This window comes from Nocardioides sp. P5_E3 (assembly GCF_054049275.1).
In genome coordinates, this window is sequence record NZ_JBFUMR010000001.1 from 224,868 (window position 1) to 235,999 (window position 11,132).

At 72.5% G+C, this 11,132-nt stretch carries 9 protein-coding genes; 3 read left to right on the top strand and 6 right to left on the bottom strand.

The annotated features are described in order from the left end of the window. Nucleotides 1–53 precede the first annotated feature (53 nt). The 4 genes from ACXJKB_RS00995 to ACXJKB_RS01010 all read right to left on the bottom strand — a co-directional run bounded on the left by ACXJKB_RS00995 (nucleotide 54) and on the right by ACXJKB_RS01010 (nucleotide 6,031). Complete coding sequence (locus ACXJKB_RS00995; RefSeq protein ID WP_457184636.1) at nucleotides 54–1,604, bottom strand: hypothetical protein; 1,551 nt, start codon at nucleotides 1,602–1,604, stop codon at nucleotides 54–56. After that, complete coding sequence (locus ACXJKB_RS01000) at nucleotides 1,588–2,286, bottom strand: ABC transporter ATP-binding protein (RefSeq protein ID WP_457184637.1); 699 nt, start codon at nucleotides 2,284–2,286, stop codon at nucleotides 1,588–1,590. The genes ACXJKB_RS00995 and ACXJKB_RS01000 overlap by 17 nt, the downstream gene beginning before the upstream one ends. A gap of 124 nt (nucleotides 2,287–2,410) precedes the next feature. After that, nucleotides 2,411–4,639: a 3-hydroxyacyl-CoA dehydrogenase NAD-binding domain-containing protein gene (locus ACXJKB_RS01005; protein WP_457184638.1), complete on the bottom strand. Its 2,229-nt coding sequence runs from the start codon at nucleotides 4,637–4,639 to the stop codon at nucleotides 2,411–2,413. A 180-nt stretch (nucleotides 4,640–4,819) separates the two neighbouring features. Further along, nucleotides 4,820–6,031, bottom strand: coding sequence for an acetyl-CoA C-acetyltransferase (locus ACXJKB_RS01010; protein ID WP_457184639.1), 1,212 nt, complete (start codon nucleotides 6,029–6,031; stop codon nucleotides 4,820–4,822). Nucleotides 6,032–6,153: 122 nt separating this feature from the next. Between ACXJKB_RS01010 and ACXJKB_RS01015 the strand changes: the two genes are divergently transcribed. From ACXJKB_RS01015 to ACXJKB_RS01025, 3 genes are read left to right on the top strand one after another with little or no spacing between them, the layout of a single operon-like run. Then, nucleotides 6,154–6,762 (top strand): helix-turn-helix domain-containing protein, encoded by a 609-nt coding sequence (locus ACXJKB_RS01015; RefSeq protein WP_457184640.1) that lies wholly within the window; start codon nucleotides 6,154–6,156, stop codon nucleotides 6,760–6,762. Then, nucleotides 6,759–8,090 (top strand): cation:proton antiporter domain-containing protein, encoded by a 1,332-nt coding sequence (locus tag ACXJKB_RS01020; protein ID WP_457184641.1) that lies wholly within the window; start codon nucleotides 6,759–6,761, stop codon nucleotides 8,088–8,090. Before ACXJKB_RS01015 ends, ACXJKB_RS01020 begins: the two co-directional genes overlap by 4 nt. Before the next feature lie 35 nt (nucleotides 8,091–8,125). After that, nucleotides 8,126–9,040 (top strand): NAD(P)H-binding protein, encoded by a 915-nt coding sequence (locus ACXJKB_RS01025; protein ID WP_457184642.1) that lies wholly within the window; start codon nucleotides 8,126–8,128, stop codon nucleotides 9,038–9,040. On the opposite strand, the gene ACXJKB_RS01030 is transcribed toward ACXJKB_RS01025, so the two are convergent. Beyond that, a complete protein-coding gene (locus tag ACXJKB_RS01030; RefSeq protein WP_457184643.1) occupies nucleotides 9,023–9,709 on the bottom strand; it encodes a CPBP family intramembrane glutamic endopeptidase in 687 nt (228 codons plus the stop codon). The genes ACXJKB_RS01025 and ACXJKB_RS01030 overlap by 18 nt on opposite strands. Before the next feature lie 24 nt (nucleotides 9,710–9,733). Continuing rightward, entirely contained in the window at nucleotides 9,734–10,804 is a 1,071-nt protein-coding gene (locus ACXJKB_RS01035; protein WP_457184644.1) for an LLM class flavin-dependent oxidoreductase, read from the bottom strand. Between the last annotated feature and the right edge of the window lie 328 nt (nucleotides 10,805–11,132).

An 11,132-nucleotide genomic window follows, 5' to 3' on the forward strand; every position in this document is an offset into this window, starting at 1 on the left:
TGCACGGGCTGACAACGTCAGGGAGTGCCGGTCAGCCGGGGATCGCTGACACGTCAGACGGCGGCGACGGTCAGCACCACCCGCGCGCGCTCGTCCCCGGCCAGCCAGCGACGGCGGGCGCGGAGGAGGCGGCGGGTCGACCAGGCGAGGAAGGGCAGGGCCACCACGGCAGGCACCCAGGCCCACGGCAGCGCGGCGAGGCCGGTGAAGAGCATCGCGGTCAGCGTCGTCACCAGCGAGAGCCGCCCGGCGTAGCCGGCCATCGCCGCGTGCGGCGCGGGGGTCGCGCGGGGCGAGGAGAGGTCGACGGAGTACGGCGATCGGACCGACCAGGTCATCACGATCGCGAGCACCTGCACGAGGACGACCAGCCAGCACGACGCGACGGCGACCCCGGTCACGAGCGGCGGCAGGCCGTTGCGCAGCAGCGCGAGCACGACGGTCACCCCCGACACGGCCGCCATGCACTCGGCGACCACCAGGGCGCGTACGTCGAACACGTGGGCGGAGGAGATCGGCAGCGTCTCGCGCCAGACCATGCCCTTGCCGTCGAGGCACCAGGCGTTGACGCCGAAGAGCAGCGCGGCGCCGCTCGCGGTCAGGCCGGGGAGCAGCAGGACGGTCCCCCACTCGAGGCCGGCGACGAGCGCGACGAGGCCGGGGCCGATGCCGAGGACCATCAGGCCGCGGCGCATGCCGACCGAGCGCCACACCGACCCGCGGTCGAGGCGACGCAGGAGGGCGCGGTCGGCGGAACCCCAGCGCGGCTCGGGCACGGGGCGTGCCTCGTGCACACCAGACTGCACCCGCAGCTCCTCGCGCGGCGGCAGCCCGAGCGCCCAGGCGGCCGGGCGCGCGCCCAGCACGAGCCCGGTCACCGTCAGCAGGAGGAGCGCCCCGAGGGCCAGCGGCCAGCGCCCGGTCTGCGAGGTGTCCGCGAGCCACGTGGTGGGAAGCGACCTGGCGAGCGGCGCGAGGAGTCCGGCGAGGTGGAGCGCGGCGAGGACGACGACGACCGCACCGGCGCCGATGCGTACGACGAGCACGCCGCGAGCGGTGCGTCGTACACCCTCCACGGCCCAGCCGGCTGCCTGCCCGAGCGCGGTGGCGGTGAGGACCCAGGCCAGCACGACCAGCTGGGCGCCGACGAGGTTCCCGGGCGGCGTCACCAGAGCCGTGACGGCGAGGAGGGTCCACGCCTGCACCATCCAGGCGAGGTTGACCGGGGCGAGCAGCAGCGCACCGAGGTGCTCGGTGACGGGACTGATCGGGTGGACGGCCGCCTCGCTCCGCGACAGCAGCTCGCGGCCGCCGCCGCTGCCCATGGCGGCGCCGACCGCCAGCAGCAGGAAGCCGGCGAAGGCGGCGCCGAGGTTGCTCTCGAGGGCGGCGAGCGCCCGCTCGAACGGGGCCGAGCCGCCCGACCGCAGGTCGACCCGCGAGGGCACCACGGCGAAGACCGCGGTCAGCACGACCACCACGCCCAGGCCGAGGAAGGCGGCACCGCGCCGGCGTACGGTCCGCGCACGGAACGCCATCAGGTGACGGGTGTCGCGCGCCGCCTCCAGCCAGGCCTGCGGCCCGGTGTCAGTCGAGGAAGGCACGGTAGGCCTCGCCGGTGAGGTCGCCGGCCTGCATCGCGGCGACCCGGTTGCCGCCGCGCAGCACGACGGCCTCGCCGCAGGCCTCGAGCGCGAGGTCGCGCAGGTGGGTGGAGAGCAGCACGCAGGCGCCGCGGGCGCGGGCGTCGGCGACGACCTCCAGGGTCGCCTCGACGCCGAGCGGGTCGACGCCGTCGAAGGGCTCGTCGAGCAGCAGCACGTCGGGCTCGTGGAGCGCCGCCAGCACGACGCTGAGGCGGCGGCTCATGCCGTGACTGAAGCCGCCGACCACCCGGTGCGCGACGTCTCCGAGCTCGAAGCGCTCGAGCAGGTCGCGTCCGCGCTCCTCCCAGTCGTCCATCCGCCGCAGGCGCGCGCTGAGCTGCAGGTGCTCCCACGGCGTGGCCCGCGGGACCAGGCCGCCGACGTCGGGGCAGTAGCCGACGGCTCGCTTGACGCCGAGGGCGTCGGTTGCGGCGTCGTGGCCGGCGACGGTGACCGCACCGGAGGTCGGTGGCACGACCCCGGCCAGCACCTTCATGGTCGTCGACTTGCCGGCGCCGTTGCGCCCGAGGAGCGCCGTGGCGCGGCCGCTGTCGGCGGTCAGGTCGACCCCCGAGACGGCCTCGACGTCCCCGAAGCGGACGTGCAGGTCGAGGACGACGACGGCGGGGGTCTGGCTCACCGCACGATTCTCGCCGCTCGTGCCCGGCTGCGGGCGGGAATACGCCGACCGGGCACTTCGTGCCCGTGTTGCGGCAGGAAGTGCCCGGTCGGTGGGGCTGACGGGCACGAAGTGCCCGCTCGGGTCAGGCGGGGAAGGTCTCGCCCTTCGCCGCGAGGTCGCGGAGGTACGCCGTCGGGCGGAAGCGCTCGCCGTAGGCCTCGGCCAGCTCGTGGGCACGGTCGAGGAAGGCCTGAAGGCCGACCGGGCCGACGCCGTGGCCGGTCTCGTCGAGCGCCTGCCAGCCGGTCATGAACTGCGCCGCACCGCCGGTGAGCGCCGGGAAGCCGATGCCCATGATCGAGCCGATGTTGGCCGCCGCGGCCGAGGTGATCACGCCCTCCTCGAAGCACTTCGCGGTCTCGATCGCCTCGATGAACAGCATCCGGTCGCGCACGTCGCGGATCGGGACCTGCTGCTCCGCGACCGGGAAGTGCTCGGCGAGGCCGGGCCACAGCGTCGTACGACGCCCGTTGTCGTCGTAGTCGTAGAAGCCCGCGCCCTTGAGCCGCGACGGCCGGCCGAGGCCGATCATCGTGGAGATGACCTCGCCGGCCGGGTAGTCGCCGAGGTCGATGCCCTCGCGGGACGCGGCGTCCTCGGTGGCCTTGCGGATCTTGGCCATCAGCTCCATGTTGAGCTCGTCGCTGATCTGCAGCGGCCCGACCGGGAAGCCGGCCGACGTCGCGGCCCGTTCGAGCGACACCGGGTGGACGCCCTCGGCGAGCATCGCCAGGCCCTCGTTGATCTGGGTGCCGATGACGCGCGAGGTGTAGAAGCCACGCGAGTCGTTGACGACGATCGGCGTCTTGCGGATCTGCTGCACGACGTCGTACGCCTTGGCCAGCGCGGCGTCGGACGTCTCCTTGCCGCGGATGATCTCGACCAGCGGCATCTTGTCGACGGGGCTGAAGAAGTGCAGCCCGATGAAGTCGGCCGGGCGGTCGACGCCCGTCGCGAGCTCGGTGATCGGCAGCGTCGAGGTGTTGGAGCACAGCAGCGCGTCGTCGTCGACGTACGGCGCCACCTCGGCGAAGACCTTCGCCTTGAGGGACGGGTCCTCGAAGACGGCCTCGATGACGAGGTCGCAGCCGGCCAGGTCGGCCGCGTCGCCGGTGGGCGTGATGCGGCCGAGGAGCTCGTCGGCCTTGTCCTGCGTGATCTTGCCGCGCTCGACGCCCTTGGCGTTGAGCTTGGCGGTGTAGGCCTTGCCCTTCTCGGCCGCCTCGAGCGAGACGTCCTTGAGGACGACCTGCATGCCGGCGCGGGCGCAGGAGTAGGCGATGCCGGCGCCCATCATCCCGGCGCCGAGGACGGCGACCTTCGTCGCCTGCCAGCGCTCGATGCCCTGGGGGCGCAGCGAGCCGGAGTTGATCGCCTGGAGGTCGAAGAAGAAGGCCTGGATCATGTTCTTGGCCTGCTGGTTGACGACCAGGTTGGTGAAGTAGCGGCTCTCGATCCGCGAGGCGGTGTCGAAGTCCACCTGCGCACCCTCGACCGCGGCGCTCATGATCGCGCGCGGTGCGGGGTAGATCGCACCCTTGGTCTGCTTGCGGAGCAGGGCCGGGAACGCGGGCAGGAACTGCGCCAGCGCGGGCGTCCTCGGGGTGCCGCCGGGCATCTTGTAGCCCGCGCGGTCCCAGGGGTTCTTCGCCGCGTCCTCGTCGTCGCGGTGCTCGAGGATCCACGCCTTCGCGGCAGGGACGAGCTCCTCGCGGGTCGGCACGACGGCGTCGATCAGACCCTTGCCCAGTGCGCCCTGCGGGTCGAACTGGGTGCCCGGCATGAGGACGTCCATCAGCGCGGACTGGAGCCCGAGCATGCGTACGACGCGGGTGACCCCGCCGCCGCCGGGGAGCAGGCCGAGCGTGGCCTCGGGCAGCCCGATCTTCACCGAGCGGTCGTCGACGGCGATCCGGCGGTTGGCCGCCAGCGCGATCTCGAGGCCGCCGCCCAGCGCGGCGCCGTTGATGGCGGCCACGACGGGTCGGGGGAAGGTCTCGAGGCGACGGAGGCTGGCCTTGACGGCCTCCCCCATCGCGAAGATCTCCTCGGCGTCGTCGGGCGTCGCCTTCATCATGCTCTTGAGGTTGCCGCCGGCGAAGAAGGTCTTCTTGGCGCTGGTGAGCACGACGCCGGTGACGTCGGCCTGCTCGTCGTACAACCGCTGGACGGCGGCCTCCATCGACGACTGGTAGAGCTCGTTCATCGTGTTGGCGCTGGCCGTCGGGTCGTCGAGGGTCAGGGTGACGATGCCGTCGCTGTCGCGGTCGTAGCGGACGGCGGTCTGGGTCTGGGTCTGGGTGTCAGTCATGTGGGGTTCTCTCACTCGTTGGTCGAGTAGGGCCGAGGAACGAGGTCCGTATCGAGACCTGGCTCCGGGGTGGGGGCTGCTTGTCGTCTGACCGGGTCTCGATACAGCGCGGTCACGGCCTCGTTCCTCAGCCGTGCGCGCCACTCGACCACCATCAGCTGGCCTGAGCTCGTGTCTCGCTCAGACCAGCTCGACGATCGTCGCGATGCCCATGCCACCGCCGACGCAGAGCGTGGCGAGGCCGCGCTTCTGGTCGCGGCGGGCGAGCTCGTCGACGAGGGTGCCGAGGATCATCGCGCCGGTGGCGCCGAGCGGGTGGCCCATGGCGATGGCGCCGCCGTTGACGTTGGTGACGTCGTGGCTGATGCCCATGTCGCGCATGAAACGCATCGCGACGGCGGCGAACGCCTCGTTGATCTCCCACAGGTCGATGTCGTCGACCTCGAGGCCGGCGCGGGCCAGCGCCTTGCGCGCGGCGGGCGCGGGTCCGGTGAGCATGATCGTCGGGTCGGCGCCCGAGACGGCGGTCGAGATGATCCGCGCCCGCGGCGTCAGGCCCAGCGACGTACCGACCTCCTCGGTGCCGATCGCCATGACGGCCGCGCCGTCGACGATGCCCGAGGAGTTGCCGGCGTGGTGGACGTGGTCGATCGCGGGGATCCAGTGGTACTTCTCGAGCGCCACGTCGTCGAAGCCCGCGTCGCGGCCGATCTGCGCGAACGACGGCTTGAGCCCGGCGAGGCCCTCGACGGAGGTGTCGGGGCGGACGGTCTCGTCGCGGTCGAGCACGGTCACGCCGCTGAGGTCCTTGACCGGGATGACGGCGCCGTCGAAGTAGCCGTTGGCCCACGCCTTGGCGGCGCGGTGGTGCGACTCGGCGGCGTAGGCGTCGACGTCCTCGCGGTTCCAGCCCTCGATCGTCGCGATCAGGTCCGCGCCGATGCCCTGCGGCACGAAGCCGGTCTGCAGCGCGGTGGCCGGGTCCATCGCCCAGGCGCCGCCGTCGCTGCCCATCGGCACACGGCTCATCGACTCGACGCCGCCGGCGATGACGAGGTCCTCGAAGCCCGAGCGGACCCGCTGGGCGGCCTGGTTGACGGCCTCGAGGCCCGAGGCGCAGAAGCGGTTGAGCTGCACGCCGGCGACGGTCTCGGGGTAGCCGGCCTTGAGCGCTGCGGTCTTGGCGATGTCGCCGCCCTGGTCACCGATGGGGGTCACGACGCCGAGCACGACGTCGTCGACGCGGCCCGGGTCGAGCGTGGGGTTGCGGGTCTTGAGCTCGTCGAGGAGTCCGACGACCAGGTCCACCGGCTTCACCTCGTGCAGCGAACCGGCGGCCTTGCCGCGGCCGCGAGGTGTGCGGATGTGGTCGTAGACGAATGCTTCTGCCATGCGGCTGATTGTGACACCATTACTGTCACAGTCCAACAGGTGTGGCGCGCGTCACCTCTCGCCCCGGTCCGCCCACCCGGCGGGGTCTTCGGCGGGCGGGACGCAGACGAGAGGATGGTCCGGTGGAGACCGACCTGCAGGCCGACCTGCCGGAGGAGCACGACGCCGACCTGCTGACCCTGGACGAGCTGACCGAGCGCACGGGCGTCAGCGCGCGCAACGTGCGGTTCTACGCCTCGCGCGGCCTGGTGCCCTCGCCCGTACGACGCGGCCGCTCGGGCTACTACGGACCCGACCACGTCGCCCGCCTCGAGCTGGTCCGCGAGCTGCAGGGCCACGGCTTCACGCTGTCGGCGATCGAGAAGTACGTCGAGCAGATCCCCGCCACCGCCACGCCGTCCGACATCGCCCGCCACCTCTCCCTGCTCGCACCCGTCACCGGCGACCGTGACGTCGACGTGCCGGGCGGCCTGTCCGGGATGGGCATCTCCCCCGATGCCGCGCAGGCGGTCGCGGAGGTCTACGCCGAGCACGGCCGCCAGGTCGCCGAGGAGCTCTCCGAGATCGTGCGCACCAAGGTGTGGCCGCAGTTCCGCGAGGCCGGCTACACCGCCGAGCAGCTGCGCGAGTTCATCCACCGCCTCAAGCCGCTCACCATCGCCGGCCTGGTGACGGCCTACGAGCAGGCGATCGACGACAGCCAGGCGTCGTACGACGGCAGGCGGCGATGACCGCAGGCGCGGTCTACCTCCTGCTCGGCCTCTCGCTGCTCCTCGCGATCGTCCTGCCCCAGCTCGTCCACCGCTTCCCGGTGTCGCCGCCGATGGTGCTCGTCGCGCTCGGCATGGCCATCGGCCTGCTCCCCCTCGACGACTCGATCAGCCTCGACCCGCGCGACCACCACACCCTGATCACCCACGTCACCGAGTTCACCGTGCTGGTCTCGCTGATGGGCGTCGGGCTGGCGATCGACCGCACCTTCGACCCGCGCTCGTGGCGCTCGTGGCGCACGTGGTCGCCGGTGTGGCGGCTGCTGCTGGTCACCATGCCGCTGACCATCCTCGGCATGGCGGTGCTGGGCTGGTGGGTGGCCGGGCTGGCGCCGGCGGTCGCGCTGCTGCTGGGTGCCGCACTCGCCCCGACCGACCCGGTGCTCGCCTCCGACGTGCAGGTCGGCGAGCCGCTGACCGAGGACGTCGACGACGGCGAGGGCACCGGTGACGTGGATGCTCGCGACGAGGACGACGACATCCGGTTCTCGCTGACCGCCGAGGCCGGGCTCAACGACGGGCTCGCCTTCCCCTTCGTGCACCTGGCGCTGCTCCTCCTCGCCGGCGGTTTCGGCCTCGCGGACGCGGGCGCCTGGCTCGGCTGGTACGTCGTCGGCAAGATCGCCCTCGGCGTCCTCGTCGGCCTGGCCATCGGCTGGCTGCTCGGCCGACAGGCCTTCCGCTCCCGCAGTGACAAGCTCCGGCTGGCCGACCACGGCGAGCCGATGCTGGCGCTCGCCGCGCTGCTGGCGGCGTACGGCGCCGCGGAGGTCGTCGGCGGCTACGGCTTCCTCTCGGTCTTCGTGTGCGCGATGAGCCTGCGCGCCTCGCACCGCGGCCACGCCTACCAGCGCGCGATGCACGCCGTCGTCGAGCGGCTCGAGCGGCTGATGACGCTGCTCGTGCTGCTGGTCCTCGGCATGGCCATGACCGAGGGGCTGCTCGAGCACCTCGACCTGCGCGGCGTGGTCGTGGCCCTCGCGCTCGTCCTCGTCGTACGCCCGCTCGCCGGCTGGGTCGCCGTGGGCGTGCTGCCCCGCGATGAACGCCTCGACGGCGGGCTCGACCGCGGCGAGATGGCGGCCGTCGCGTTCTTCGGCGTCCGCGGTGTCGGGTCGCTGTTCTACCTGGCCTACGCCGTGAGCCACGAGCACGTCCCCGGCGAGGCGTGGCTGTGGTCGACGGTCGCCTTCACGATCATCGTGTCGGTGCTGCTCCACGGCATCACCGCGACACCCGTCATGGCGCGCCTCGATGCCCGCAGGAAGGCCACGGCTGCGACTGGATGAGGTTCGCGTGCGGGTCTGCCTGACAGAGTGGAGGCATGGTCACCGTCCTCGTCACCGGCGCCACCGGCTTCATCGGCCGCCGCCTCGTCCCCGCCCTGCTCGACGCCGGGCACGACGTCCGGGCGATGACCCGGCGACCGGAGTCGTACGACGGCCAGGGCGAGCCGGTCGGTGCCGACGTGTCGGACCGCGCCTCGCTCGACGAGGCGCTGCGCGACGTCGACGTGGCGATCTACCTCGTCCACTCGCTCGACGACCCGGACTTCGAGGCCAAGGACGCCGAGGCCGCACGCACGTTCAGCGCCGCGGCCGCCGCGGCCGGGGTGAAGCAGATCGTCTACATGGGCGGGCTCGGTGACGACGACCAGGACCTGTCGGCCCACCTGCGGTCGCGCCGCGAGGTCGAGCAGCTGCTCGGCGGCGACGGCGTGCCGGTCACGGTGCTGCGGGCGGCGATCGTCGTCGGCCACGGCGGCATCTCGTGGGAGCTCACCCGGCAGCTGGTCAAGAACCTGCCGGCGATGGTCGTGCCCAAGTGGGTCGGCACGCGCACCCAGCCCATCTCGATCGACGACGTGGTGCGCTACCTCGCCGGGGTCGTCGACCATCCCGACGCCCTTGGCCGGGTCTTCGAGATCGGCGGACCCGACCAGCTCACCTACCGGGAGATGCTGCTGGTCGCCAACGAGGAGAGCAACGGCCGCCAGATCCCGATCGTGGTCCTGCCGCTGCTCACGCCCCGCCTGTCGTCGTACTGGCTGGCGCTGGTCACCGACGTCGACGTGACGACCGGGCGCAACCTCATCGACTCGATGTCCACCGAGGTGGTCGTGCGCGACACCTCGATCCGCGACGTGGTGCCCGGCGAGCCGCTGTCCTACCGCGAGTCCGTGCGTCGTGYGCTGGCCGAGCGGGCCGCCGAGCAGCGCGGGTCAGAAGAGCAGGGGTAGCAGGAACAGCATCGACAGCGACCACGTGATGTGGGTCAGGATCGGTGCGAGGATCCCGCCGCTGGCCCGTCGCTCGAGACCGCAGACCGTGCCGAGCAGGACGGCGGCGAAGGCGAGCATGACGTTGCCGGTCGCGAGCGTGGCGACGACGTAGGCGATCGTCGTCCAGAGCACCGGGTGCCGCGGGATGGCGGCGTACATCGCGCCGCGGAAGAACAGCTCCTCGGCGATGCCGTTGACGAAGGTGATGGCCGCGAGCAGCACCAGCGAGCCCTGGTCGGCGTACTCCAGCACGCTGCTGACGTAGTCGGCCAGCGGGTCGATCTCGCGCACGACGAGCGCGCCGAGGACGAAGACCCCGACCATGAGCAGGCCGAGCATGATCGGCGCCAGGATCGGCCGGATGAACACCTCGCCCTCGCCGGCGATGCGGCCGAGGTGGAGCCGGCCGGACAGGAAGGCACCGGCCGCCCACACCCCGGCCAGCACGACGGCCGCGACGTAGAAGAGGTTGCCGCCCGGCTCCAGCCGCAGCGACCAGCCGAGCACACCCGCGCCGACGAGGACGACGATCGCCGCCACCACCTGGCGGCGACGGAAGGCCTCAGGGGTGTCACGTTGGTCGCGCGGGACGACGTCCCACAGCGATCGCTGGATCCAGGAGCGCATGCGAGTCAGCCTAGGAGGACGCCTCTAGGAGTCCGCCCCCGCCAGGAGCTCGCGGACCCGCGGGATGACTTCCTCGCCGTAGAGGCGCACGGACTCCATCCGCTGGTCGTGCGGCAGCGAGCCGACGGAGTACTTCAGCTGGAAGCGGCTCAGGCCGAGCATCCTGGCCGCCCACGCGATCTTCTGGGCGACCGTCTCCGGGGAGCCGACGAACAGCGCACCCTCCTTGGAGGCCGCCTGCTCGAACTGGATGCGGGAGTACGGCGGCCAGCCGCGCTCGCGACCGATGCGGGTGTAGAGCTCGGCCTGGTTCGGGTAGAGCTGCTCGCGGGCCTGCTCGTCGGTGGCTGCCACGTGACCCGGGGAGTGCATGCCGATCGGCAGGTCGGGCAGCTCCATCCGGCCGAGCGCCTCGCGGTAGAGGTCGGCGAGCTGGACGAAGCCCGCCGGGGAGCCGCCGATGACGGCGAGCATCAGCGGCATGCCGTACTGCGCGGCACGCACGACCGACTGCGGCGTACCGCCGACGCCGATCCAGGCGGGCAGGCGGCCGGCCGCGGTGGTCGGGTAGACCCGCTGGTCGACCAGCGGCGGGCGGACGGTGCCCTCCCACGACACGGGACCCTCGTCCTGGAGCGCGGCGAACAGGTCGAGCTTCTCGGCGAAGAGCCGGTCGTAGTCGGACAGCTCGAGCCCGAAGAGCCCGAACGACTCGATGAACGACCCGCGGCCCAGCTGCACCTCCGCGCGACCGTTGCTCACCGCGTCGAGGGTGGCGAAGCGCTGGTAGACCCGGATCGGGTCGTCGGAGGACAGCACCGTGACACCGGTGCCCAGCCGGATCCGCTCGGTCTGCCCGGCGATCGCGGCGAGCACGACGTCGGGCGCCGAGATGGCGTAGTCGGGGCGGTGGTGCTCGCCCAGGCCGATGTAGTCGACGCCGACACTGTCCGCGAGCACCGCCTCCGCGACGGTCTGCCGCAGCGTCTCGGCGTGGTTCGCCGGCGCGCCGTCGAGCGGGGCGTCGCCGAACGTGTCGAGGCCCAGCGTGGGGTGCTCGCGCGTGCCGAGCACGGAGAAGTCGAAGTCAGGCATCGGTCCCGCCCTCCTGGTTGGTTGAAGGGTGAACGACCGCCGGGGGTCCGGAATTCCGCGGGCCGCCGGAGGGCCTCGGACGTCGCACTGGCCCTCGAGTCTCCCAGAGACTCAAGGGCCAGTGCGGGTGGATCTGGGCGCCCGATGGGCGGTGAGTCTCTCGGAGACTCAGTGGCGAGTACGCCGGTCAGCGACCGCGGCTGAACGACGCGGCGCTGTGGCCGCCGGCGCGGGACTGGCCACCCTGGCCACCGCCCTGGCCGCCGCCCTGACCGCCGCGACGACGACGGTTGCCGCCGCCACCCTGGCCGCCGGAGCCGCCCTGGCC

Excerpts from the sequence above, each read along its gene's own strand:
- ACXJKB_RS01005 (WP_457184638.1), bottom strand. The coding sequence starts at position 4,639 with ATGACTGACACCCAGACCCAGACCCAGACCGCCGTCCGCTACGACCGC.
- ACXJKB_RS01010 (WP_457184639.1), bottom strand. The coding sequence starts at position 6,031 with ATGGCAGAAGCATTCGTCTACGACCACATCCGCACACCTCGCGGCCGC.
- ACXJKB_RS01020 (WP_457184641.1), top strand. The coding sequence starts at position 6,759 with ATGACCGCAGGCGCGGTCTACCTCCTGCTCGGCCTCTCGCTGCTCCTC.
- ACXJKB_RS01030 (WP_457184643.1), bottom strand. The coding sequence starts at position 9,709 with ATGCGCTCCTGGATCCAGCGATCGCTGTGGGACGTCGTCCCGCGCGAC.
- ACXJKB_RS01035 (WP_457184644.1), bottom strand. The coding sequence starts at position 10,804 with ATGCCTGACTTCGACTTCTCCGTGCTCGGCACGCGCGAGCACCCCACG.